This is a genomic window from Yersinia massiliensis CCUG 53443 (assembly GCF_000312485.1).
GTDB classification, from domain to species: Bacteria; Pseudomonadota; Gammaproteobacteria; order Enterobacterales; family Enterobacteriaceae; genus Yersinia; species Yersinia massiliensis.
Genome location: NZ_HE997644.1, coordinates 290,354 through 315,380, shown reverse-complemented (window position 1 = coordinate 315,380; position 25,027 = coordinate 290,354). Strand labels below are relative to the sequence as shown.

Below are 25,027 nucleotides of genomic sequence, written 5' to 3'. Positions count from 1 at the left end.
TATATTGATGTGGTAGTAAAACGCAAAGTTGGCTTAAACCGGGTGTTCCTATCCTCCCCTGTCGGGTGGGAAGCTAGCAGCTCTGCGGCTTCAAATTTGATGTCAGGATGCTTTCAGCGCGGGTTGTCGCCCCCGTTTGCTGACTACGCCACTGAATCAACGCCGGAGTCGGTGCTAAATCAAACTGCTCACGCCCTAAAGCACGATTGAGGATCCGAGCTGATCGCCAAGCCATCAGGCTAAGCTGAGGCTCCGCGATCCCATGACTGTGCATACCCATGTTGACGGCAAACAGGCAGTTATCCCGTGGGCCTCGCCAATCGAGGGTAAAGTCAGGGGCAACACGGTATTGGTAGTTGGCCGTCATGGTCAGGCGCTTAGCCATCGGCTCAAGGAACGCGGGACGGTCCTCCTGATAACCGGTCGCGAAGATCACGATATCGGTATCGAAGGTTTCTTTGCCCTGATCGAGATGATGTTGAGTGACTAGCTGGTAACCGCTGCCTTGCGAATGGATAGCGGTGAGTGAACGGCTCGGTAATAAACTTGCCCAAGGGCGCTCACGTAATACTTCAAACTGGTGATACATCGCTCGGTAGATAGCCAGTAGTGACTCACTGGTAATGCCGTCAGATGTCATTTTTTGCTCAGCCAGCATGTGTTGCTTGGCGCTGTCGTTCAGCCCATAGAAACCTTCTACGTATTCCGGCGTAAAATATTCATTAGCAAAAGCGGCTTCATCCAGCGCGTTGTAGTTATTACGGCGCGAAATCCAGTTCAGTTCTTGCGGTTGGCCCCATTCGCCGCGAAAAATGTTCAGGAACAAGTCCGCGCCACTCTGGCCTCCACCAATGATAGTGACACGCTTGCCCGCCAGATCTGGCTTGCGCAATGCCATTTCACTGGCGTGGAAGCAGCGGTCATTTTGTTCTGTCACGCAGGCCGGCAATTTAATGCGTTTGCCGATACCCAAGCAAACATGGCGTGCATGGTAGACTTTGCGTGGTGTGGTGACGACAAAATGGCCCTTTGTATCGTCAAAATCCACACTCTGAATATCCTGATTGAACGCCAATGAACTCATGTCGTTGGCCGCCCAACTGAGATAGTCAGCAAACTCCTCGCGTGACACGGTGCGGTGTTCGGTGGTTAAGAATCGGTAGAATTTTTTACGCTGCACCAAATAGTTAAGGAAACTGTACGGATTAGTCGGCGAAACTGCGCTGACTAAATCCTTCAGAAAGCTGGTTTGCATATGGCAGTCCGGCACCATCATGCCGGGGTGCCAAGAAAAGTGCGGTTTACGCTCAAAGAATTTGCAGTTAAAACCGGGTACTTCACTGCCGAGTGCAGCAATACTGAGGTTAAATGGACCGATGCCAATGCCGATGAAATCTAGCGTCTGATTCATTGGGCGAGTTCCTTGGTGACCAAAAAGAGAGGGTTGTCCAGATCTTGCAAGTAGTTCGGTAGCATGCGGTTGCCGCCGTCTTGCTCTGAATAGGTGAGTTTCACCGGATTGAGAACCACACGAATAATGCGGGGTTTGAATAAATTGAATAACGTGAAACGGTCTGCCATGTCTGGATGTTGCGCCATATACCGCGACAACACCTGCGCCAGCAGTTGATAAAACCGATGCTCACTGATACCGAAAGCCTGCATCAGGGGTGAGATAAATCTCAACACAGTCACGAAATGCCCCGTCTGTAGGTCATGAATCAGATAGTCGGCAGGTAAGCGAGCGGTCACGTCTTTGACTATTTTCGGCAGGGAGGCTGCTTGCACAAAATCCTCATCCACCAGACGCATATCACCTTGGAAATCTTTCAATAAGATGCGTTGCGGGACATTGTTTTTCATCACCAGGGTGATGTTTTGGCCGTGGGCAATCAGTGCGACACCATAACGGCACATCAGGTGGTACATCGGCACTACCACCACGCGGAACATCTGCGTTAGCCAAGCCTCAGCATCTAGCCCTGATTTTGCAATATAGGCCGCGATCAACGGATGGCCCTGATTATCGGTTTCCATCAGCGTCGCCATTAAAATGGCGTGTTCACCCGTTTGTAAGTAGCAGGACGGATTCTCACGCCAGATAACGCCAAGCATTTCCTGATAGCGATACGGCGCTTTACCCAATGAGGCATAAGTTTGATGCGCCATATAACCGGCCGCTGGCTCGCCGAGAATTTCGGCACCGCTTTCACGCAGCGTACTGTCCTGCGCAAAAATCTGCTGCAACCAACGCGAAGCTGCCGGACCAGCACTGATGTACTTGCCGGGGATACCTCGATAGCAGGAGGTGTTGTAGATGGTGAGAGGGAGTTTGATATCATAGGGCACACGGCGGCTGACATTCGTTAGCGTGCGCAATGATTGCTGCGCCAAATAGTGATCGCCAAACTCACCCAGTTCGACCAACTCCCCGTCTGCCAACTGTGGCAGGAAGTGCAGGGCAACTTTTTGCTGCCATTGCCAAGGATGCAGCGGCACGGGAATCCAATCATCACTCAACTGTAATTCGTGCCAGCGGGACTCAAAGCGGCGACGTTCAGCATGGGACATGGCGCTGTTGAGCAACGTATCCAGCGCGAGATTGGCATCTGCACACCACACAAAACTGCCACGTTTCGCCGCCAGCCAATGTAGGCGGAATTGACCCTGATATTCGGGTGCATATTGTTGCAGGGCGCTTAACCCCCACCCACGGCGGCCTTTGTTGAAGATAAATTTCGGGTGGCCGGAAAGCAGACATTGCAGCGCATCAGCATCAAGGGCTATTAAATCCTCTGCACTCATACCGTGACGAGCAGAGAGCAACTGCATATCGCCGCGCAGCGTGGCGTATAAATCCTCTAAATGCTCTGCAATTTGAGCGTCATCCATTGCCAGAACCTGAGCGAGTTGGCGTAGCAAATGGTCCGCAGCCAGCGGGGCACCTTCGCAATGTAACGAGGACGGCTCGATATGCAGCCAGCCCCAAATACCGCGATTGGCGTTAAAGGTGTAAACCGCTTCCGGCAAGGCGATGCGCCATGCTTCTCCTTGAGGCTCAGCACAGAGTGTGCGCTCGTACTCCAGCTCGGCTAGGATCTTGGCGATCATCTGGCGGTTTACTCGCGCCCAGTCGGTATAATCGTTGCTGATCATAGCGCCCCCTCTCGGAAGAAATCTACGCGCTGATTGACGACCAGACGCGAGCGCTTATGCGGGAAATCAAACTCTTTCATCGTGTGATAACCCGCAGCAGGCAGGTGACGGAACAAACGCTGATTATCTGCGCGCGGTTCAGCAACCACGCGGGCAGTACGAGGTTCATCCAGGTACAAGTAATGCGTTAGGCCGCGTAACCAACTGCGAATGTATTGCGCTCCGCGCCAGCACTCTTCGCCCACTAACATATGCAGCCCACGGTCGAAAGGCTGCCAGCGGTAATGGCGGCCAATTCTATCTTCCGCTGCCCAATAAACTTCAAAATAACCAAAGGGTTGATCGTCAAAACAACCCAGTAATGGGTAGCAATAGCTCGAGTCTAACTGACGTTGTAAATAAGCTGCCTGTACCTCTAGCGGGCCGCTCATCTCCCAAAAAGCATCTACGCGCGGTGAGTTCATCCAGCGGGTAAACTGCTCGGCATCACGCTCTATCTCTGGCAAGCGGAAACTGAGTGTATGCTTAATTTGTGGGTCAAAGCGGCGATAGACTTCTCCGTTAGGGCGGCTAGGTCGCTGCGGGAACCAGATATCACGTTCCGTGTCATACAGCATTTGAGCTGAAGAGGACATTTGAGCCGAAGCCTGATTGCGATCTGCCCCCAACCACAGCGGTAGCTGATAAAACTGTTCACGGGCTAGATAGTCACCGCTGGCTAACGCAAAGAGTGCTCGTGCTTGTGGCTCTTCACGCCACTGGGTATAGGGTAAGGCTATTCCGGTTAATGACGGGGCGGCGACGAATAATTGATCGAGGGCTTGTACCAACCAACCTTCAGGCAACCTTCCTGGAAGCGGTAATACCGCGCTGCCATCGAGCCCGAAACCGAGGATGAGATTTTTTTGCAGGTATTCGCAGCGAAAACCGCCATTAGCGTGCATTAATTTAGCGCAAGGTTTCATTGGACAGCCTCTTCGCACTGTTGAGACGCGACATCGCGGTGAGCGGCGAAGTGAAAGGGATTGGCGAAATCAAAGTAGATCACAGCCGGATCAACGATCGTGTTTTCATTGTGGTCGTGCAGATAACAGAAGAAGTTGCCTTTGCAATTCCAGTGCGAACTGTCGAGAACGTAATCCAGACACAGCGTGTTTTTAGCGTTTAGGCGTAGACCGTGCAGTGCCACGCGTACGCGTGCCATCAGGTTTTCTTCGCTGTCGAGATTGGCCGCCGCCAGTGCTGCTGTCACCGCGAGACTCGAATTGACTAGCAGGTAATACGGGAAATATCGCAGTAGCTGTTGCTCGCTGAAACGGTTTTCGGCATTGGCCTCGCCAATTTCTTCCAGCCATGACGCAGCATCACGGGTAAATCCGCTGCCTTGGCAGTCGCGATACAGCATGCCAACAGGCAAATCTTGCTGCATTTCCACCAGAATATTTTGTTGATGCGCGAGCAGCACCAGCCCGTAGTCAGCCTCGGTACTGAATAATGGCAGCAAGACATGTTGGCAATAGGCATCTAGCCAGCAATGGGCTGCTTGCTGTAAGGGAAGGTTCAAGCGCGCGGCCAAACGACGAACTGCGCAAACCAACAGGCTGTCGCCGCCATCAGGCGCGGCCTGCGTCAACGTCACTAAGACATTGGTTTGATTATCCGGTTGGCTGAACAGCAGATTATCGCGCAGTACCATTAAGCTCTCTTCCTGAATCACCCCCTCTGGTGAACGCAACCCCGCCCAGCCATCTTCCTGCATCACACGGAAAGTCGGGTAACGTGCTTGCAGCGATTGCCACCGTGAGGTCTGCGCGAGTCGTGCCAGACGAATACCGCGTTTGGCTTCTTTCACTGAGAGAGTTCGCACTGAATTGGTGAGGCGCACACTGAGTGAAAACTTAATCATGTCGCGGTTCGATGGGCTATAGAGCGAACGGGAGGAACTGGTGGACAACCAACGTTCACCCGCTTCGCCCAAATCGTGTAATCGGCCTTGTTGCACTAACTGTTGGCACCAATCCTGCGCCAGCAAATGACTGGCTTGCCAAGGATGCATCGGTAACAGCCAAACATCATCGGTAAAGTGTGATAACAATTGCGGTGCGCTTTCACTCGCAAACCGTTGCAGCCGCTGTTGCAGTGTCAGATTAAGGCTTTCACCACACACATAGCGTCTATCAACAGCAAACCAGCGTAGAGGGAAACGGGCAGCGTAGTCAGGCAGGTAGCGGCGAGCTTGTTTTTCATCGAAGGGTTCATGGGATTTTGGTGCTGGGTGGAAGGCATGACCGACCAATAACCCTTGTTCCGCTTGGGCGAAGTTGAGTGGTTTATCACGCAGCGAGGACCAATCAAGACGCAAATTGATGGCTTTTTGAGTGTTGTCATGACTTTCCAGCACCCGTTGACGAAAACGCGCAATAACCTCTTGCGAGAGTTCCCCTTTTACCGCAGGTTTCTCCAGCAATAAGGTCACAAGCTGTTCCACGCTAATTGGCACACTGACACCGCCATCTTGCTGATGCAGATAAGCGGGGAAAAGATAGTGATGATGTTGCGTCGGAGAAATATGCCGCAAAGCAATGCGGATTGCTTGTGAAGAGGAAATGGGGATATAAATCTGCGGATACTGCTGGTTGTTTGCTGCTGGAAGTATTTGCCAATCCCTAGTTTCACGTATCAGGGCGTTGAGGAAACATTGCGCAGCCACATTGGTTGTCGCGGCTTCTAACTGGATAGTCATGATCCCGAATCTTCTTTAGCACAAATGAGAACGATTCTTATATCAATATTCGTTACCATTATCAATAATAAACATGATACAATTTTTTAATTGAATTCCCCAAAATCACTAATGTTATTAACGGTTAATTAACTTTTGATGCAGACTTCCTCGCAACCTAATACAGGTTCAAACTTAAGGCTTTCTTCCAACTGGCCATTAGCCTTTTGCGCTGGGCTGTTAGGTATTGGGCAAAATGGCTTATTGGTGGTGCTGCCAATATTAGTCAGCAAAACTCACCTATCACTGTCGGTTTGGGCCGGTTTGCTGACCCTGGGTTCAATGCTATTTCTGGTCGGGTCGCCGTGGTGGGGACGCCAATCGGAGATTCGTGGGTGTAAATTTGTCGTCATCATGGCGTTGGCGGGCTATTTACTGAGTTTTGCCCTGCTCGCGTTAGCGGTTTGGGGGCTGGCAACGGGGTGGCTAACTGAAATGATAGGACTGGGGGGGCTGGTTGTGGCGCGTATTATTTACGGCCTGACGGTCTCTGGTATGGTCCCCGCCTGCCAGACTTGGGCTTTACAGCGCGCTGGATATGAACAACGCATGGCTGCGCTGGCGACAATCAGTTCAGGCTTGAGTTGTGGCCGTCTACTGGGGCCGTTATGTGCGGCGGCGGCTCTCTTGATACACCCAATGGCGCCTTTGTGGTTGATGGCGATATCCCCGTTGATCGCACTGATCGTGGTCAGTTTCCAATATAATGACCCACCGTTACCCCCTATGGCGCATCAACAAAATCGCTTACGCATCAGTATGCTACCTTATTTAGTCTGTGCACTATTACTGGCAGCAATAGTGAGCCTGATGCAGCTTGGATTGGCACCCCATCTGAGCCTATTATTCCGTGATTCGGCAACTGCAGTTAGCCAACATGTTGCTATTCTCTTGAGTGTGGCGGCGGGCTGTACTTTATTAGCCCAGTTTTTAGTGGTGCGCCCACAGCGCTTTACGGCACCTCAGTTATTACTGATGGCTGCCTTATTGATGGTGCTTGGCTTAGGGTTAATGTGTGCTCAACCATTGCTATTGTTCTATGCGGGGTGTGCATTAACCTCTTTTGGTGCTGCCATGGCGACACCGGGTTATCAATTAATGCTGAATGACAAGTTGTCCACGGGAAAAGGTTCAGGCGTGATAGCAACCAGTCATACACTAGGTTATGGCATGAGCGCGTTAATGGTCCCGATTGTGGCCAAACTTTACGGTGAGTCATACCTCATCGCAGCGGCTTTGTTGATGGCCGTTCTGTTGAGCGCGGTCAGTGGTTGGCTCTGGTGCCAGCATCAAGAAACAATCCATTCCGTAGGAGAGTAACGAAAATGTCCGGCTCGTCAAGCTACCGAATTTTTGATATCAGATTGAAGTCAAAAGAAAATGTATCACCTTCATTGATGCGTTGTGTCTTTGAAGGGGCAGAAGTTAATCGCATGAAACTTGAGGCGCCCGATCAGCGGATCAAATTGTTATTCCCAGCAGAAGACGGACAGATCCCGCAGTTGGAAAAGGGTGATGACTGGTATCGCAGCTACATGGATTTACCCAAAGCGCAACGTCCGGTGATGCGCACCTATACTCTGCGCGCGTTGCGTACCGAGCTAAATGAGATGGATGTGGAGTTTGTTTTGCACGGCGAAACGGGCCCAGCATCCGCTTGGGCAACACATGCCAAAGCGGGCGATGCCATTCAGGTCGTGGCACCGAATGCTGAATATCCACTCGATAGCGGGGGTTATGAATGGTCACCCCCCGCGCAGATGACGCAAGCGCTATTGATTGCTGATGAGACGGCGTTGCCGGCAGCCGTGGCTATTTTGGAACAATTGGCCTTGCAGATTAGCCCCCCACAGGTTCAAGCATTTTTTGAGGTGCCGCTCGCCGGTGATTGCCTCAATCTTGAGCAATATCCGTTTGCACAAGTACATTGGTTGCCACGAGATACTGAAGGGCAAGCCGCACACGGTCGTTTATTAGTAGATGCGGTACGTCAATCGGTACAGATCCCAGATATGGCGCAGGTCGCTGGGCAATCGTTGGCAGAGAATAGCTTGGGCGGTGAGGTGCTATGGGAACGCGCCGAAGGCGAGAAGGCGTTCTACGCATGGGTCGCCGCGGAGTCTTCAACAGTGAAGGTTTTACGCCGCTATCTGATTGGTGAGCGTGGCTTAGATCGTTCCACGGTCAACTTTATGGCGTATTGGTGTTAAGGGCTTTGCTGCGATAGGGAAGAGGTGGTGACATTATTCTGAAAAAAACCACTGATAAGGCAAGGTGAAAACTGGGCTTCCTATCCCGGCTCTCACCTTGCATTGAGCACTTAAGACATTACTGGTGAGTGACCACCACCAAACGAATCGCGTCTAAACGCCAACCCGCCTGATTCAGGCTTTCCAGCACCAGTTTACGGTTATGTTCCAGCGCCTCGAGTTCGTCATCGCGAATATTAGGATTCACCGCTTTTAGCGCTTCCAAACGGGCCAGTTCTGCGCTCAACTTATCATCAGCTTCATGCTTAGCCGCATCAATCAGCATGCGCGCTTGCTCTTCAACCAATGCTTCCGCTTGCTGCAACATGGTGTGCACTTCTTGCTGTACCGCATTGACCAGTTTGCTGGAGGTATGACGGTTGACCGCATTCAACTGACGGTTAAAGGATTCAAACTCAACCTGTGCCGCCAGATTGGTGCCGTTACGGTCCATCAGCATCCGCACTGGGGTCGGCGGTAAGAAACGGGTCAGTTGCAGGTGTTTCGGTGCTTGTGCTTCCACCACATACACTAATTCAGCCAGCAGCGTCCCGACCGGTAACGCTTTGTTTTTCAATAATGAAACAGCACAGCTACCAGTATCACCCGACAGGATCAGATCCAAACCATTACGGATGATCGGGTGCTCCCAACTGACAAATTGGGCATCTTCCCGTGAGAGCGCTTGTTCACGATCAAAGGTAACGGTGCAGCCATCTTGTGGGAGCCCAGGAAAATCAGGCACCAGCATATGGTCAGATGGCGTCAGTACAATCAGATTATCACTGCGGTCTTCTTGATTGATCCCGACAATATCGAACAGGTTTAGTGCAAAGCTGACCAAGTTAACGTCATTATCTTGATCCGCGATAATTTGCGCTAATTCTTGCCCATGTTCGCCACCGTTGGAATGCATCTCCAGTAAGCGGTCACGCCCTTGCTCCAATTGAAGTTTCAGCGCTTCATGTTGCTGGCGGCAAGTTTGGATAAACTCATCCAACCCCTCTTGCTCATTCGGGGTCGCCAAATAGCCAATCAGTGTTTGGTAGCCGGCATCATAAATTGTCCGGCCCGTCGGGCAAGTATGCTCGAAAGCATCCAACCCTTCGTGATACCAACGCACCAGTACCGCCTGCGCGGTATTTTCCAGATACGGCACCATGATTTGGATTTCGCGATTCTGGCCGATACGGTCTAAGCGGCCAATACGTTGTTCCAACAAGTCAGGGTTGAAAGGTAAATCGAACATCACCAACTGACAGGCAAACTGGAAGTTACGCCCTTCGGAACCAATTTCAGAACACAGCAACACCTGTGCGCCATCTTCTTCAGAAGCAAAATAGGCGGCGGCGCGGTCGCGTTCAATCAGTGACAAACCTTCGTGGAACACGGCAGCACGGATAGCTTCGCGCTCACGCAACACTTGCTCGAGCTGCAATGCGGTGGCGGCTTGCGCGCAAATGACCAACACTTTCTCGTTACGATGAGCAATCAGGTAGTTAAGCAACCACTCAACGCGGGGATCAAAGTTCCACCACGTTGCGTTTTCACCTTCAAACTCCTGATAGATTTGCTCGGGATACAACATATCTTTCGCGCGCGCTTCCAGCGCTTTTTTGGCGCCCATGATGCCGGACACTTTGATCGCCGTTTGGTATTGCGTCGGCAATGGCAGCTTAATCTGATGCAAAACGCGATGCGGGAAGCCTTTCACGCCATTACGGGTGTTACGGAACAAGATTCGGCTGGTGCCGTGTCTGTCCATCAACATGGCAACTAACTCTTTGCGCGCAGCTTCACTGTCTTCACTTTGGCTATTGGCAGCTTTCAGCAGTGGCTCAATGTCCTGCTCAGCCATCAACTCACCCAACAAATTCAGCTTATCGTCAGCTAAGCGCTCGCCACCCAGCAGCAACGTCACCGCGTCGGCAATCGGGCGATATTTTTGCTGTTCGTTGACGAACTCTTCGTAGTCGTGGAAGCGATCGGGATCGAGCAAACGCAAACGCGCAAAGTGGCTCTGTTGGCCGAGTTGCTCAGGGGTCGCGGTCAGCAGCAGCACGCCAGGAATATTTTCAGCCAATTGTTCGATGACCTGATACTCACGGCTTGGCGCTTCTTCACTCCACGCCAGATGGTGCGCTTCATCGACGACCAGCAGATCCCAAGAGGCATCGGCTAACTGTTCCAAACGCTGCTTATTACGGCGCACAAAGTCCAGTGAACAGATAACCAGTTGCTCGGTTTCGAATGGGTTCGTGCTATCGAGCAGAGATTCGGAATAACGGCTGTCATCAAACAGAGAGAAGCGCAGGTTGAAGCGGCGCAGCATTTCAACTAGCCACTGATGCTGTAGGCTTTCTGGCACCACAATCAGCACGCGCTCAGCGCGGCTAGACAGCAATTGCTGGTTAATAATCATCCCAGCTTCAATGGTTTTACCCAAACCCACTTCATCAGCTAGCAAGACACGCGGTGCATGGCGCTGGCCCACTTCATAAGCGATATGGAGTTGGTGTGGGATCAGGCTAGCACGGACGCCACGCAAGCCACTCCACGCTAAGCGGAATTGCTCACTTTGATATTTACGGGCGCGAAAACGCAGGGCGAATCGATCCATACGGTCGATCTGGCCGGCAAATAAGCGATCCTGCGGTTTGCTAAAGGTCAGTTTGCTATCGAGCAAAACTTCACGCATCGAGACGCCCGTCTCTTCTGTATCTAGACGGGTGCCGATATAGGTAATCAGCCCATTTTCGAGTGTCACGTCGTCCACTTTTAGCTGCCAGCCTTCGTGGTGAGTGATGGTATCGCCCGGATTGAACATCACGCGGGTGATCGGCGAATCATTTCTAGCGTAAAGGCGGTTTTCACCGGTGGCGGGGAACAGTAAGGTCACCATGCGTACGTCGATGGCAACGACAGTACCTAATCCAAGCTCACTTTCTGTGTCGCTGATCCAGCGTTGACCAAGTGTAAAAGGCATAAATTATCGGCTCGATTTTTTGTTTGACAGTAATGAATAAAAACGTGTTTGTCAGTGCGATTGATGCAATTTTGGCAAGGGCGCTATGGTAATGGAAGGCGAGCGCGACGTCACCTCTAAAACAACGGAATGACGATTAAAATAACCCCATCTGACCCGTGATCAGCGTGGTGAAGTCATCGTGCATAAAAGGAAGTATAGCGTCAGCAACCGGTTGTAGCTGGCGGGTGAGATAGTGATCGTAATCGATAGGGGATTGGCGTGTTTCCAGCGGCTCTGGGCCTGCGGTGGTCATCACATAGTTTATCCAACCGCCATTTTGATATTGTAATGGGCGGCCTTGCTGGCGGTTGAACTCATCGGCTAAACGGGCCGCTCTGGCATGAGGTGGCACATTGCGTTGATAGTCATCCAGCCGTCGACGTAGGCGTTTACGGTAAATCAGTTGATTATCTAACTCGCCATTCAGTGTGCGTGCCACATAATCGCGCACATAGTCCTGATAGGGCTGTTGCTGGAAAATCAGCAGGTAGAGCTCACGTTGGAATTGTTGCGCCAGTGGGGTCCAATCCGTGCGCACTGTCTCTAGCCCTTTGTAGACCATTTTATCGCCATCGGGGGTAGTGATAAGGCCAGCATAGCGTTTTTTACTGCCTTGCTCTGCGCCACGAATGGTAGGCATCAGAAAGCGCCGATAATGGGTTTCAAATTCCAACTCTAAGGCGCAGGGCAAATCATAGGTTTGCCGTATATGGTTTTGCCACCATTGATTGACGTGTTGAACCAGTGCTCGACCAATGTGCGATGCCTGCTCTTCGCTATGCGCATTCTTCAGCCAGACAAAGGTTGAGTCTGTATCGCCATAAATCACCTGATAGCCTTGGGCTTCAATCAATTCGCGGGTTTGGCGCATGATGTCATGACCGCGCAAGGTGATTGATGAGGCGAGTCGCGGATCGAAAAAACGGCATCCGCTGGAGCCTAACACGCCATAAAAGGCGTTCATAATGATCTTCAGCGCTTGCGATAACGGCTTATTTTGTTGGCGTTTCGCCGCTTCTCTTCCCTGCCAGATCTGGTTAACGATGGCGGGCAGGCAGTGTTTCTCGCGGGAGAACCAAGCCCCACGAAAACCCGGTACAGAGTGTTGTTCATCGGGTTGCTGCATCCCTACCACCAATCCCACCGGATCGATTAAAAAGGTGCGGATAATCGAGGGGTACAGGCTTTTATAGTCGAGCACCAATACCGAATCATATAAACCGGGTTGGGAATCCATCACAAAGCCACCGGGGCTGTGCTCTTCGGGGAGTTCGCCTAAGTTGGGGGCGACATAACCGATGCGGTGCATTCGTGGCAGATAAAGATGAGTAAACGCCGCCACTGAACCACCACTACGATCTGCCGCTAGCCCAGTAACGGTAGAGCGCTCAAGCAAAAAGCTCAGCAGCTCAGTTTTGGCAAAGATCCGTGTCACCAACTCGCAGTCTTTTAGGTTATAACGAGCCAGCGCGGGCTTATCATGGGCAAAACGATGATTGATCTCATCCATACGCTGATAAGGATTATCACTGGCTTTACCTTCGCCCAGTAACGTCTGGGAAACCGATTCCAAGCTGAAAGAGGGGAAGTTCCAAGTGGCTGATTTGAGTGCCTCAATGCCATCGATAATCAACCGCCCAGCGGCAGAGGCGAAGAAATGCCCTTGCTTAAAACCGTGTTCACGCCATTCGAGCAGGTTACCACCACGGCCAAAGCGCAGCGGGATCTGATAGCGGTCGGCGTGCTTTTGCAATACCCGTAAATCGAACTGCACCAAATTCCAACCGATAATGGCATCGGGATCATACTGTTCCAGCCACTGATTCAGTTTTTCCAGTAACAGCGGGCGGCTGGCAACATATTCCAGATTGAAATCCAGTGTGGCAGCCTCTTGCGTCTCCCCATTGGGTGGCCCGAGCATGTAGACCTGACGCTGGCCACAACCCTCGAGCCCAATACAGTAAAGCTCGCCGTGTTCACTGGTTTCGATATCCAGTGATAGCAGCTTCAGTGTCGGTCGGTAGTCATCGGCGGGTTTCATTTGGGTCTTGAGCAGTGGGCCGTTACCGTTGTCGTCACCACTGAACCAGACTGGCGCGGTAATAAAGCGTTCCATCAGAAAACGTTCAGGCGGGCGTATATCACCCTCATACACATTCACGCCACTTTCGCGGAGCAGTTTTTCCAAGCGGATTAATTGGCGATGCTGGCTGCAATACAGGCCCAAAACGGGGCGTTGATGGAAGTCTGTTAGCTCAAGAGGGCGCAGTTCCCAGCGACGTTCATCACGCAGCAGCGTTTCAGCCCGTTGCCGTTGTTCAGCCGGGATAAAGGCCACCGATGGCTGAGGTGGCAGCCGGACATGCTGCGGGCCTTCATTGGTGGCTAACCAGAATTCAACTTCGGTGCCTGCCTGCGTATCGCGCCAGTGGCGGGTGAGCAGGAAGCCCTGACGGGTTTGCCCCACAGTGCTACCTTTAGTATATGAATGAATTAATATCGTTTGAAATCTTAAGCTATCTTAGTATGGGTATTTATACAGTAATTGTCTATTTCAATGATAGATTACTCTCAATCTATCTACCCGCAAAATCATTGGTCTTGCGGCTAAGGTTGCTGTGGTTTGATGCCAAATGCGAGAAATTGCTGATTGACTGATTTAGCCGAGGGCCGGACAATCCCCCGCGCCTTAAACAGGGTTGTTAACTCACTGAGCGTTACGATAAACGGATAAATCTATGGAAGCCTACGTATTACATTTATTGACACAATCACTGGCTTTCGCGCTATTTGTCGTCATGTTAGTGACATTTCTCGAATCTTTAGCGCTGGTGGGAATGCTCTTGCCCGGTACGGTCATGATGACGACGGTCGGGGCATTGATTGGCAGTGGAGAGATGAGTTTTTATTGGGCTTGGGCCGCCGCGACGGTGGGGTGCCTCACGGGTGACTGGCTCTCGTACTTTATTGGTCGCCGCTTCAAAGAACCGCTACACCGCTGGTCGTTCCTGAAAAAGCATAAATCCTTGTTGGCAAAAACCGAGCATGCGCTGCACAACCACAGTATGGCAACGGTGCTACTAGGGCGCTTTATTGGTCCCGCACGGCCTATCGTGCCGATGGTGGCGGGGATGCTAAATCTGCCGCCGGTCAAATTCGCGCTACCCAATGTGATAGGTTGCCTCACTTGGCCACCTATCTACTTTTTCCCCGGTATTCTCGCCGGTGTTGCTATTGATATTCCGCCCAGTGCCAATAGCTTTATGTTCAAGTGTTTGCTGGTTACGGTTGTCCTGTTGATTTGGCTGGCGTGTTGGTTGTCATGGCGCTGGTGGCGTTTTGGTAAACGTAGCCCAGACCGTCTCAGCCGTTGGTTACCTCTTGGCCGGCTGCGTTGGCTGACGGTGTTGGCGATTGCCATGGCGATAGCCAGTTTTGTTTGGCTGCATATGCAACCCATCATGCCGGTTTATCGTCATTTGTTGTGGAAGGTGCTGGCTGGCTGATCGCCATGTGCTCACCCCAATCACAAACTTGAGGTGGCGATCCCCAGTACCTTGGCTTCGGGGGCGCTGCCATTCACCAGTGCTTGTGTCGGGCCGTCGTAATAAATGCGGCCATCGACGATCAGCAAGGTACGATCGGCGATGCGTGCGGCATCATCAAGATTGTGTGACACCATCAATAGGGTGAGTTGTCGCTGGCGGCACACCTGATCAACCAATAACAGCATTTCATTACGCAACGCGGGATCTAGCGCCGAAAATGGCTCATCGAGCAGCAAGATGGGCTGGCTGCGTACCAAACACCGCGCCAATGCCGCTCGTTGGCGTTGACCACCAGAAAGCTGGGCTGGCAGGCGATCGAGGCAGTCCTCTAATCCCACTTGCTGGGCAATTTGGCGCAGTAGTTTTTTTTGTTCCTGATTCAGTTTCAGCCCCGGATGCAAGCCCAGCCCGATATTCTGTTCCACACTCAGATGGGAGAATAAATTGTTCTCCTGAAACAGCATCGACACCGGCCGTTGGGCGGGCGGGGTGGCGGTATGATCCTGATGGTTCAGTAACATGTGGCCGCTGGTGGGCGCTAAAAAACCCGCAATCAGGCTCAGCAGGGTGCTTTTCCCTGCGCCACTCGGCCCGAGGATGGCCACCCGTTCACCCTGTTGAATCCGCACATCAAAGCGCATGGGTAAGTGGTCATACAGATAAGTGATTTTTTCAAGCGTTAGCATGGCGGCTCGGCAGTCGTTCAATAAGGGTAAACAGCAAGAAACAGAGCAACAGCAAGAGCAAGGCGGTCACTGCACCATCGTGGCTACGGTAAGAACCTATCTGTTGATAGAGATAAAATGGCAAGGTGCGGAAATGTTCATTGCCAAATAATGCCACCACGCCAAAGTCGCCAATAGAGAGCACGCAGGCAAAGGCCAGTGCTTGCGCCAATGGGCGTTTCAGGGCACTCAGTTCAATATAGCGCAACCGATGCCAGCCGCGAATATCCAGTGATAAGCACAGCGGCGTGTAGCGTTCCGCCAGATCCCGCATTGGGTTATCCAGCACTTTCAAGGCATAGGGCACCGCCATCAGCGCATTGGTGAGGATCACCAGTGCGTAAGGGGATTGCGGTAAGCCAACCGTGTCGTTGAGCAGCAAGAAGAAACCGGTCGCTAACACGATACCCGGCATCGCCAAAATCACCATGCCACTCACTTCGAGCGCCTGACCATAAGCCATTTGATGGCGTAACTTTAGCTCACGGCTACTCCACAACAGCATCATGGTGAGGGTCACACACAGCAATCCGGCCCCAATGGCAATCGTCAGCGAGGTGAAGAAGGCTTGCCAAAGTGCCGGTTGTTGCAACACCGTCAGGATCGTCTGATTACTGCCATCAATGACGACGGCTAACAACGGCGGAACCATCAATAGCAAGGCGGCACCTATGAGCAGCGTATCGCTGATGCGCGACCAAGGGCTATCTTGCTGATTGCGCCAGACTTGCGCATGGGTATTGCCGACCGCCAGTACGGAATTAAGCCGCTGACTCAATATCACTAACCCCAAGCAGCAGCCCAGTTGAATCAACGCCAACAGTGCGGCGCGCCCGAGATCGTAGTCGTAACTCAGCGCCTGATAAATGGCCAGCTCGATAGTGGTGGCTTGCGGCCCGCCGCCCAGTGATAGCACGGTGGCGAAACTGGCAAAACAGAGCATAAAAATCAGTGCAGCAGTGGGCAGAATCTGGCGGCGTAGGTAGGGCCATTCGACCCAGCGGAAATGCTGCCAACCGTTCATGCCTAATTGCGCCGCTAATTGCCGCTGTTCTACGGCGATACTCTCCAATGACTGCAACAGTAATCGTGTTGCCAGCGGCATATTGAAGAAGATATGCGCCAGTAAAATGCCTTGCAAACCATAGGGGGAGAAACGGTAATCCACCCCCATCCAGCCAAATAATCCCGCTAGCCAACCTTGGCGACCATACACTGTCAAAATACCAAATAGCGCGACAAGCACGGGTAACACCAGCGTCATGGCACATAAACGCAGCATCAATTGGCGGCCAGGAAAGCGGCGGCGATACAGGGCGCGCGCCAGAAAAATGGCGGGTAGCACTGACAGTAACGCAGAGAGAAACGCCTGCCAGAAGGTAAAGCGAATCACATGCCACAGATAGCTGTCATGCCAGAGGCTGCGCCAGTCGGCCGCCGGCGCATGTCGCCAAATCGCGGTGAACGCCAATAAGGCGACACCGACTATCAGCGCAGCGGCGAGCAGCCCTGGCCACAACCACGCGGGGATTAACGGCTGACGGCGGATTGCCATGCCTGAATCCATTTTCCACGGTTATCGGCCACGTCTTTAGCATCAAACTGCAACGCTTTTTGCGGCACGTTTAGCGTTTCAAACCCAACAGGCAGATCCATCTTGATGACGGGATACATCCAGTTACCGGTCGGAATATGTTCTTGGAACGCGGGGGTAACGATGAATTTCATAAAGCGTTGTGCCAGTTCTGGCTGTTTGCTGGACGCGACTTGACCGGCGACTTCCACTTGCAGATAGTGGCCTTCACTGAAATCAGCGGCGGCATAATTATCTTTCTTCTCTTCAATCAGATGGTAAGCCGGTGAGGTGGTATAGCTCAGTACCAAATCGCCTTCACCTTTGAGGAAAAGACCATAAGCCTCACTCCAGCCTTTGGTGACAGTGACGGTTTTCTTCGCCAGTTGTTGCCAGGCCTGCGGCGCTTTATCGCCATACACTTTTTGCATCCACAACATCAAACCCAGGCCCGGTGTACTGGTGCGAGGATCTTGATAAATCACTTTCCACGGCGCATCACTGCTGACCAATTCTTGCAGGCTTTTTGGCGGATTTTTCAGTTTGTTTTTGTCATACACAAAGGCGAAATAGCCGTAGTCGAAAGGGACAAAGGTTTTGTTTTGCCATGGTTCAGGGAGTGTTAGCGCGCTCGTATCCACTTGGCTGGGGGCGAATAACCCCGTTTGTTCCGCTGCCTGTACCAAATTGTTATCTAAACCCAAAATCACATCAGCTTGGCTGTTTTTCCCTTCCATTCGCAGGCGGTTTAGCAGTGAAACGCCGTCTTCCAGCGCCACAAATTTAAGCTGGCAATCGCATTCGGCTTCAAAGGCTTTTTTTATTGCTGGCCCTGGTCCCCAGTCGGCAGCAAAGGAGTCGTAAGTGTAAACCGTCAAGGTGGGTTTATCGGCAGCAACAGCGGCAACAGAAAATAAGAACAAGCAGGGAATCATGCGTTTAAACACTTTGCACTCCTTAAAGATAAAGGTGGCAAAGGTATCTGAGGCGGTGAATAACATCGGCATCGCAGTGAGGCGGCGTTATTTTTCTCAAATCCCTCCGCCGGTTTTAACCGGATCAGGTTCGACGGGTTTGCTCTCAGCGAAAAAAACGTGCTGCGATGAGGTGGATCCGGTGTTGGGCAGGACTCGACATCCTCACGTACTCGCAGTACGTTCCGGTTTATCTGTGCTGTCCGCTTCCGGCTGAACCTCCCTCGCGACGTTGTTGTTTCAGCGTTAATGGAACGAAGCAGAATAAATTCTGATCACGACCACAGCAGCTTTTCCGCACCCCGTTGAGACGGCGCTATTGTAGAGACTAATTCGGGCGGGTGAAAGTGTGTTTATGCCTCGGGAGGGGTAAACCATGCGGATTTGAAATCAAACCAGCCGAGGGTGTTCATGCGCACGCCGCGCATGCTGTGCTGCCCATATAATTCTAGCCAGTGATGGAAGAGAGGGTGGAATTGATTTTGGCTGACCAATCGTTGGCTCCAATCCACCATGGGGAGGGCATTGTTACGCCATAATTCCACGTCTTGATGCAGTTTGTCGTCGAGGCAATGTTGCAGCAGGGGCAACTCATACAAGGTCGCAAACAGTGAAAACTCCAGCGGCAGGTAGAAGTTGGCGCTGCCAAGCCACATATCGCTTCTCGCGTCACCTTGATACCAACTAACATAATCGACCACCTGAATCACCAATTTGACGCCGTGCGCGGCCAGCAGTGTGGTCAGTGTTTGGCTGATGGCATCAAATTCAGAATGCTCACTGTAAAACGTCAACGTAAGCTCAGTTAACCCTTCGGGCTTCGGCTCTAGTGCGGTCAACCGGTTATGGTGCCAGCGCGGTAGCATGCCGTAAGCGGGCGACCAGTAACGCTGATAAAACGGGTCAGCATGGCTGAGTAGGGCGACCGGTGTGATCAGCTCGCAAAGCCAGCGGCGGATCTCGGGTTGGCTTGTTTGCGCCGATCGCTGGTCAAACAGCAAGAAATAGCAGCCTTCTTCCAAGCGGCTTTCCAGCTCATTTTTACTGGTATCGTCAGCTTGCAACTGCACGCCAGAGTAAACTAATTCCTCGGACAGTTCCGGTAGCACCCAGATGTTCACTTCATCAATCAGTGCGCGAAAACCAAAATAGTTATCAAAGGCCTGAATTTTCAACTGACTGTGGTGATTACGCATCACCGAATAGGGGCCAGTGCCGATAGGATGGCGCTGGAAGTCCGGCTGGCTTTCCCACTCTTGCGGCAAAATCATGGCGTGAACGCACCCCAATAACCAAGGTAACCAGTGGTCTGGGCTGCTCAAATGCACGTCAATGACATAGGGGGTGGGGGAGCGTACGGCGGTGATGTGCGAGAACAGCGGCTGCGGAATCAAGCGCGTCAAACTGGCGATGACATCGTTCATTTCCAGTTCACGTCCGTGGTGGAAATGGATGGCGGGCCGCAAATAAAAACGCCAATGCAACGGGCTTATGGCTTGCCAGTGATGAGATAAATCCGGTTCGAGTTCCCCGTTTTCCTCATTTATTCGCGTTAGGCCATTAAATATCTGCCGCACCATATGCGTTTCGGAACGTCGTAGGGCAGTACCGGGTAATAGATTAGGCAGTGGGCGGTAATAGAGCACACGCAGAATGTGTTTCCCTTGGCGAAAGCTACGTCCTAACTGGGATAGCAGCATTTGTCGTACGGCTTTTTTATCCCCAACTAACTGCACCAGTTGATCAATATGATCCTGCTCGAGTAATTCCTCGGCCCGTTGTTGTTGCAGTGCTAAACCAGAATAGAGAAACGTTAATTGTGAGCGTTTACCACGGCCTGCCTCGGCTTGCCAACTCAGCCAACCCGCTTGTTGCATGCTGCTCAGCAAGGATCGGACATGGCGACGTGAACAACTGAGTACGTCTGCGAGTTCTTGCAAGGTGGTTTCCGTTGGCTGGCCATTAAAACGTTGCCAGAGCCGAATAAACTGTTGTTGCAGACGTGAGGCAGACATAAAAGGGGAACTCCACGGCAAAATTCATCAATTTTTCTTTCCCTATATTACGCAGATACTGGTGTGCATGAAAAGTGGGTTATCACTGCAACGTCTAAGAAGTCACACTAAGTGGAGGGATAATATGATTTTTAATCTACAACGTTATTCCACCCATGACGGTCCTGGCATTCGTAGCGTGGTGTTCCTTAAAGGCTGTTCGCTCAGTTGTCGTTGGTGCCAAAATCCGGAGAGCCGATCAGCAAAACCTGATGTGTTATATGACCCACGTCTTTGTCTCTCCGGTTGCGATTTGTGTCAGCAAAGTTGCCCGCAAGCGATCCAACGAATGGATGACCAGCTCGTTATCCAGCGCCAGTTATTGGTCGAAGAGGATATTCAGACGCTCACCCTTCGCTGCCCCAGTGGCGCACTGACGGTATGTGGTCGCCCCATTGATATGGATGCCACGATGGAGACTTTACTGCGCGATTTGCCATTTTATCGGCGCAGCGGTGGTGGAGTGACCTTATCCGGTGGCGAACCTTTTATGCAGCCTGAGACTGCCGCTGAAATATTGCAACGTTGCCATCAACTGGGCATTCATACGGCAGTTGAATCTTGCTTACACACGCCATGGCGTTACATCGCACCATCATTGCCGTGGCTTGATTTGATGCTGGCAGATTTAAAACACACCGATGAGCGCCGTTTCCATCAGTGGACGGGGGGGATCTGCCAAACGGGTTATGGCGAATTTCCGCCATTTAGCCGCCGCGGGCACCAATATCACCGTGCGAGTGCCGTTAATCCCTGATTTCAATGCTGATCGTCGTTCGGTGAAAGGGATCGTCGATTTTGCCGCTGATGAGATTGGTGTGAAAGAGATTCATTTTTTGCCTTATCACACACTGGGTATCAGTAAATATTCGTTGCTGGGTGAAACCTATCTGGCCGCAAGTACCCCTTTGGATGCACCTGATTTGTTGGCCTTCGCGGAAAGTTATGCCCGTGACAAGGGCCTGACCGCAATGTTAAGAGGATGACGCAATGACCACTCTCGATTTGGTAACCCTAAGCGAACGGACAAAACAGCATAAAAACGCCCTGATTCATATTGTGAAACCGCCAGTGTGTACGGAGCGGGCGCAGCATTACACCGAGGCTTATCAGCAGCATCAGGATAAACCGCTACCGGTTCGTCGTGCGTTAGCCTTGGCCCACCATTTACAGCAGCGCACGGTGTGGATCAAAAATGATGAGTTGATTATCGGTAATCAGGCTAGCCAACTGCGTGCAGCCCCTATTTTCCCTGAGTACACCGTCGGCTGGATCGAAAGTGAAATCGATGACTTAGCCGATCGCCCAGGCGCAGGTTTCTCCGTCAGCGAACAAGACAAAGCGGTATTGCATCAAATCTGCCCATGGTGGCGTGGTCAAACCGTGCAGGACCGCTGCTACGGCATGTTTACCGATGAACAGAAAGCCTTACTGGCGACGGGTATCATCAAAGCGGAAGGTAATATGACTTCCGGTGATGCCCATTTGGCGGTGAACTTCCCACTGTTGCTGGAGAAAGGTTTGGATGGCCTGCGCGCTAAAGTCGCCAGTCGCCGTGAGCGCCTGCAACTGACCGACTGGAGTGACTTGCACAAAGAGCAATTCCTGAAAGCGATTGATATCTCGCTGGTGGCGCTGAGTGAACATATTGAGCGTTATGCCGCAGTGGCGCGACAAATGGCAGAGGAAGAAACCCGTGAATGGCGGCGCGCTGAGTTGTTGAATATGGCTGATAACTGCGCGCTGATTGCTCATCAACCACCGCAGAGTTTCTGGCAAGCGTTGCAACTGTGCTATTTCATTCAACTGATACTGCAAATTGAATCCAATGGTCACTCGGTATCATTTGGTCGCCTCGACCAGTACCTCTACCCTTGGTATCGCCGCGATGTTGAGCTGGAAAACACCCTCAGCCGCGAACAAGCCATTGAAATGCTGCATAGCTGCTGGCTGAAATTACTGGAAGTGAACAAGATTCGTTCTGGCTCTCACTCCAAGGCATCGGCAGGCAGCCCGCTTTATCAAAACGTCACTATCGGCGGGCAAAAATTGGTGCAGGGCAAAGCCATTGATGCCGTCAATCCGCTCTCGTATGCCGTGCTGGAATCTTGTGGCCGCTTAAAATCCACTCAGCCCAACCTCAGTGTCCGCTACCATGCGGGGATCAGTGATGATTTCCTTGATGCTTGTGTACAGGTCATCCGCTGTGGTTTTGGTATGCCAGCCTTTAATAATGATGAAATCGTCATTCCTGAATTTATCAAGTTGGGTGTGGAACCGCAGGATGCTTACGACTATGCGGCCATTGGTTGTATTGAAACTGCCGTCGGGGGGAAATGGGGTTATCGCTGTACTGGCATGAGTTTCATTAACTTCGCTCGTGTGATGTTGGCCGCGTTAGAACAAGGCCGTGATGCGACATCTGGGCAAGTCTTCATGCCGCAAGAGCAGGGGTTATCAAAAGGTAACTTCACCGATTTCGACCAAGTGATGGCGCAATGGGATCAGCAGATTCGCTATTACACCCGCAAATCCATTGAGATAGAGTGCGTGGTTGATACCGTGCTGGAAGAGAACGCCCACGATATTGTCTGTTCAGCGCTGGTGGATGATTGTATTGAGCGCGGTAAAAGCATCAAACAAGGGGGCGCGCGTTACGACTGGGTTTCTGGCTTGCAAGTGGGGATTGCCAACTTAGGTAATAGCCTAGCCGCCGTGCGTAAACTGGTGTTTGAACAACAGCTTATCGGCCAGCAGCAACTGGCAACCGCCCTTGCCAATGATTTTGAAGGGCTGAACGGTGAACAACTTCGCCAACATTTGATTAATTCAGCACCGAAATACGGCAATGATGTCGATGATGTCGACCAACTGTTAGTGCGGGCGTATCAGACCTACATCGATGAACTGAAGCAATACCACAACACTCGTTTCGGTCGTGGCCCGATTGGTGGCACCTATTACGCAGGGACATCATCCATTTCTGCCAACGTGCCCTTTGGTGCGGCCACGATGGCCACACCGGATGGCCGCAAGGCGCATAGCCCGCTGGCGGAAGGGGCAAGCCCTGCCTCTGGTACTGACCATTTAGGGCCAACGGCGGTGTTTAACTCGTTGTCCAAGCTACCTACCGCTTCAATTCTGGGGGGCGTCTTGCTGAATCAAAAACTGAACCCGTCCACGCTGGATAATCCTCGTGACCGCGAAAAGTTGATGATGATGTTACGCACCTTCTTTGAGGAGTATCTGGGCTGGCACGTGCAATACAACATCGTCTCCCGCGAGACGCTGGTGGATGCCAAGCAGCATCCGGATCGTTACCGTGATCTGGTGGTCAGAGTGGCAGGTTATTCGGCCTTCTTCACCGCGTTATCACCTGATGCACAGGACGATATCATCGCCCGTACCGAGCATACGCTGTGATCCCTGATGTTAGAGATTGAACGTGTTAAGTGTTGACTGTGCAGTGAAATGAATCTTGCTGTGATACTGAGTTCCAAAATTTCTGAGTAATGGTGTTGTTCACCAGCCAGCAGGTTTAGTCGCCCGCTGGCTTTTTTTATTACTCTGCGTGATTGACGCAGTGGCGTGATAATAAGCATTCATTGCAACGCAAATATTTGAGTATAAAATTAATTTATCTTTCTCTAAAAATAAGCACTTCTGTCGCTTCTGCCTAACCAATTTCAAGGCGCGCTTGCACTTGAAATCGGGGGAGAGGGCGTAATAGCTGTTTCTGGCGCTGGAGCCTGGAATGAAATCTGCATTAACTTTTTCCCGCCGCATCAACCCGGTATTTCTTGCTTTCTTTGTGGTGGCTTTTCTTTCAGGTATCGCGGGCGCGTTACAGGCACCGACCTTAAGCCTGTTTTTAAGTACGGAAGTGAAAGTCCGGCCACTGTGGGTCGGCCTGTTTTATACCGTGAATGCCATTGCTGGGATAACCGTCAGTTTCTTACTGGCTAAACGCTCAGACTTACGTGGCGATCGCCGCAAACTCATCATGGTCTGTTACTTGATGGCGGTGGGGAACTGCCTATTATTTGCTTTTAATCGTGATTATCTGACGTTAATCACTGCCGGTGTGCTCTTGGCAGCGGTCGCCAACACTGCCATGCCGCAAATCTTTGCTTTGGCGCGTGAATACGCGGATAACTCGGCACGTGAAGTGGTGATGTTCAGCTCCATTATGCGTGCGCAGCTCTCATTGGCTTGGGTTATCGGGCCGCCGCTGTCGTTTATGTTGGCACTTAATTATGGCTTTACGCTGATGTTCAGTATTGCCGCCGGTATTTTTGTGCTGAGTGCGCTGGTGGTGTGGTTTGTCTTACCCTCAGTGAAGCGCGCAGAACCCGTAGAGGATGCACCGGTAGTGGTGCAAGGCAGCCTATTCGCCGACAAAGACGTCCTGCTGTTGTTTATTGCCTCGTTGCTGATGTGGACGTGCAACACCATGTACATCATTGATATGCCACTCTATATCACCGCCAGTTTGGGGTTGCCTGAGCGGTTGGCCGGCTTATTGATGGGTACCGCTGCGGGGCTGGAAATCCCTATCATGTTGCTGGCGGGATATTCAGTCAGACGCTTTGGTAAACGTAAAATCATGCTGTTTGCGGTGCTCGCGGGCGTCTTGTTCTATACCGGATTGGTGCTGTTTAAATTCAAATCTGCACTGATGCTGCTGCAAATTTTTAACGCCATTTTTATCGGTATCGTTGCCGGTATCGGAATGCTCTATTTCCAAGATCTGATGCCGGGCAGGGCTGGGGCGGCGACCACGTTGTTCACCAACAGTATTTCGACGGGTGTCATTTTAGCGGGTGTGTTGCAAGGGGTACTGACCGAAACTTGGGGCCATGATTCGGTGTATGTGGTGGCGATGGTGCTAGCGGTTTTAGCGTTGATTATTTGTGCGCGAGTCAGGGAAGCATAGCG

The 25,027-nt window shown here is 51.8% G+C and carries 15 protein-coding genes and 1 pseudogene; 6 read left to right on the top strand and 10 right to left on the bottom strand.

Annotated elements, in window-relative coordinates:
* Positions 1-73 precede the first annotated feature (73 nt).
* From BN68_RS10445 to BN68_RS10430, 4 genes are read right to left on the bottom strand one after another with little or no spacing between them, the layout of a single operon-like run.
* Positions 74-1,411, bottom strand: a complete 1,338-nt coding sequence (locus BN68_RS10445) for a lysine N(6)-hydroxylase/L-ornithine N(5)-oxygenase family protein (RefSeq protein WP_019211114.1) — start codon at positions 1,409-1,411, stop codon at positions 74-76.
* Positions 1,408-3,156 carry an IucA/IucC family protein gene (gene iucC, locus BN68_RS10440; RefSeq protein WP_019211113.1) on the bottom strand — a complete coding sequence of 583 codons (1,749 nt, stop codon included), beginning with the start codon at positions 3,154-3,156 and terminating at the stop codon, positions 1,408-1,410. The genes BN68_RS10445 and iucC overlap by 4 nt, the downstream gene beginning before the upstream one ends.
* Positions 3,153-4,121, bottom strand: a complete 969-nt coding sequence (locus BN68_RS10435) for a GNAT family N-acetyltransferase (RefSeq protein ID WP_019211112.1) — start codon at positions 4,119-4,121, stop codon at positions 3,153-3,155. The genes iucC and BN68_RS10435 overlap by 4 nt, the downstream gene beginning before the upstream one ends.
* Positions 4,118-5,899: an IucA/IucC family protein gene (locus BN68_RS10430; RefSeq protein ID WP_019211111.1), complete on the bottom strand. Its 1,782-nt coding sequence runs from the start codon at positions 5,897-5,899 to the stop codon at positions 4,118-4,120. The genes BN68_RS10435 and BN68_RS10430 overlap by 4 nt, the downstream gene beginning before the upstream one ends.
* A gap of 138 nt (positions 5,900-6,037) precedes the next feature.
* Between BN68_RS10430 and BN68_RS10425 the strand changes: the two genes are divergently transcribed.
* Together BN68_RS10425 and BN68_RS10420 are read left to right on the top strand one after the other, a co-directional pair.
* A complete protein-coding gene (locus tag BN68_RS10425; RefSeq protein WP_019211110.1) occupies positions 6,038-7,258 on the top strand; it encodes an MFS transporter in 1,221 nt (406 codons plus the stop codon).
* 5 nt (positions 7,259-7,263) lie between these two features.
* A complete protein-coding gene (locus BN68_RS10420) occupies positions 7,264-8,148 on the top strand; it encodes a siderophore-interacting protein (RefSeq protein ID WP_019211109.1) in 885 nt (294 codons plus the stop codon).
* 118 nt (positions 8,149-8,266) lie between these two features.
* Here the strand turns inward: BN68_RS10420 and rapA are convergent, their stop codons facing one another.
* Together rapA and BN68_RS10410 are read right to left on the bottom strand one after the other, a co-directional pair.
* Positions 8,267-11,173: an RNA polymerase-associated protein RapA gene (rapA, locus tag BN68_RS10415; protein ID WP_019211108.1), complete on the bottom strand. Its 2,907-nt coding sequence runs from the start codon at positions 11,171-11,173 to the stop codon at positions 8,267-8,269.
* A 136-nt stretch (positions 11,174-11,309) separates the two neighbouring features.
* Complete coding sequence (locus BN68_RS10410) at positions 11,310-13,682, bottom strand: DNA polymerase II (protein ID WP_019211107.1); 2,373 nt, start codon at positions 13,680-13,682, stop codon at positions 11,310-11,312.
* A 271-nt stretch (positions 13,683-13,953) separates the two neighbouring features.
* On the opposite strand from BN68_RS10410, the gene BN68_RS10405 reads away from it, so the two are divergent.
* The gene (locus BN68_RS10405) at positions 13,954-14,721 is read left to right on the top strand and encodes a DedA family protein (protein WP_019211106.1); all 768 of its coding nucleotides are present in this window, start codon (positions 13,954-13,956) and stop codon (positions 14,719-14,721) included.
* A gap of 20 nt (positions 14,722-14,741) precedes the next feature.
* Here the strand turns inward: BN68_RS10405 and thiQ are convergent, their stop codons facing one another.
* The 4 genes from thiQ to sgrR form a co-directional block, all read right to left on the bottom strand.
* A complete protein-coding gene (gene thiQ, locus BN68_RS10400; protein ID WP_019211105.1) occupies positions 14,742-15,449 on the bottom strand; it encodes a thiamine ABC transporter ATP-binding protein ThiQ in 708 nt (235 codons plus the stop codon).
* Entirely contained in the window at positions 15,436-17,043 is a 1,608-nt protein-coding gene (gene thiP, locus BN68_RS10395) for a thiamine/thiamine pyrophosphate ABC transporter permease ThiP (protein ID WP_019211104.1), read from the bottom strand. The genes thiQ and thiP overlap by 14 nt, the downstream gene beginning before the upstream one ends.
* Positions 17,019-18,008, bottom strand: a complete 990-nt coding sequence (gene thiB / locus BN68_RS10390; protein WP_042806695.1) for a thiamine ABC transporter substrate binding subunit — start codon at positions 18,006-18,008, stop codon at positions 17,019-17,021. Before thiB ends, thiP begins: the two co-directional genes overlap by 25 nt.
* Before the next feature lie 380 nt (positions 18,009-18,388).
* Positions 18,389-20,050 carry an HTH-type transcriptional regulator SgrR gene (gene sgrR / locus BN68_RS10385; RefSeq protein ID WP_019211102.1) on the bottom strand — a complete coding sequence of 554 codons (1,662 nt, stop codon included), beginning with the start codon at positions 20,048-20,050 and terminating at the stop codon, positions 18,389-18,391.
* Positions 20,051-20,174: 124 nt separating this feature from the next.
* Between sgrR and BN68_RS10380 the strand changes: the two are divergent.
* From BN68_RS10380 to BN68_RS10370, 3 genes and pseudogenes are all read left to right on the top strand, one after another.
* Positions 20,175-21,075, top strand: a pseudogene (locus tag BN68_RS10380) (glycyl-radical enzyme activating protein).
* 4 nt (positions 21,076-21,079) lie between these two features.
* Complete coding sequence (locus BN68_RS10375) at positions 21,080-23,512, top strand: formate C-acetyltransferase/glycerol dehydratase family glycyl radical enzyme (RefSeq protein WP_019211101.1); 2,433 nt, start codon at positions 21,080-21,082, stop codon at positions 23,510-23,512.
* A 331-nt stretch (positions 23,513-23,843) separates the two neighbouring features.
* The gene (locus BN68_RS10370; RefSeq protein WP_019211100.1) at positions 23,844-25,025 is read left to right on the top strand and encodes a sugar efflux transporter; all 1,182 of its coding nucleotides are present in this window, start codon (positions 23,844-23,846) and stop codon (positions 25,023-25,025) included.
* Positions 25,026-25,027: the final 2 nt, after the last annotated feature.

What these genes read in the sequence shown, in the direction of transcription:
- BN68_RS10445 (WP_019211114.1), bottom strand. Translation starts at nt 1,411, where the DNA reads ATGAATCAGACGCTAGATTTCATCGGCATTGGCATCGGTCCATTTAAC.
- iucC (WP_019211113.1), bottom strand. Translation starts at nt 3,156, where the DNA reads ATGATCAGCAACGATTATACCGACTGGGCGCGAGTAAACCGCCAGATG.
- BN68_RS10435 (WP_019211112.1), bottom strand. Translation starts at nt 4,121, where the DNA reads ATGAAACCTTGCGCTAAATTAATGCACGCTAATGGCGGTTTTCGCTGC.
- BN68_RS10430 (WP_019211111.1), bottom strand. Translation starts at nt 5,899, where the DNA reads ATGACTATCCAGTTAGAAGCCGCGACAACCAATGTGGCTGCGCAATGT.
- BN68_RS10425 (WP_019211110.1), top strand. Translation starts at nt 6,038, where the DNA reads ATGCAGACTTCCTCGCAACCTAATACAGGTTCAAACTTAAGGCTTTCT.
- BN68_RS10420 (WP_019211109.1), top strand. Translation starts at nt 7,264, where the DNA reads ATGTCCGGCTCGTCAAGCTACCGAATTTTTGATATCAGATTGAAGTCA.
- rapA (WP_019211108.1), bottom strand. Translation starts at nt 11,173, where the DNA reads ATGCCTTTTACACTTGGTCAACGCTGGATCAGCGACACAGAAAGTGAG.
- BN68_RS10405 (WP_019211106.1), top strand. Translation starts at nt 13,954, where the DNA reads ATGGAAGCCTACGTATTACATTTATTGACACAATCACTGGCTTTCGCG.
- thiQ (WP_019211105.1), bottom strand. Translation starts at nt 15,449, where the DNA reads ATGCTAACGCTTGAAAAAATCACTTATCTGTATGACCACTTACCCATG.
- thiP (WP_019211104.1), bottom strand. Translation starts at nt 17,043, where the DNA reads ATGGCAATCCGCCGTCAGCCGTTAATCCCCGCGTGGTTGTGGCCAGGG.
- sgrR (WP_019211102.1), bottom strand. Translation starts at nt 20,050, where the DNA reads ATGTCTGCCTCACGTCTGCAACAACAGTTTATTCGGCTCTGGCAACGT.
- BN68_RS10375 (WP_019211101.1), top strand. Translation starts at nt 21,080, where the DNA reads ATGACCACTCTCGATTTGGTAACCCTAAGCGAACGGACAAAACAGCAT.
- BN68_RS10370 (WP_019211100.1), top strand. Translation starts at nt 23,844, where the DNA reads ATGAAATCTGCATTAACTTTTTCCCGCCGCATCAACCCGGTATTTCTT.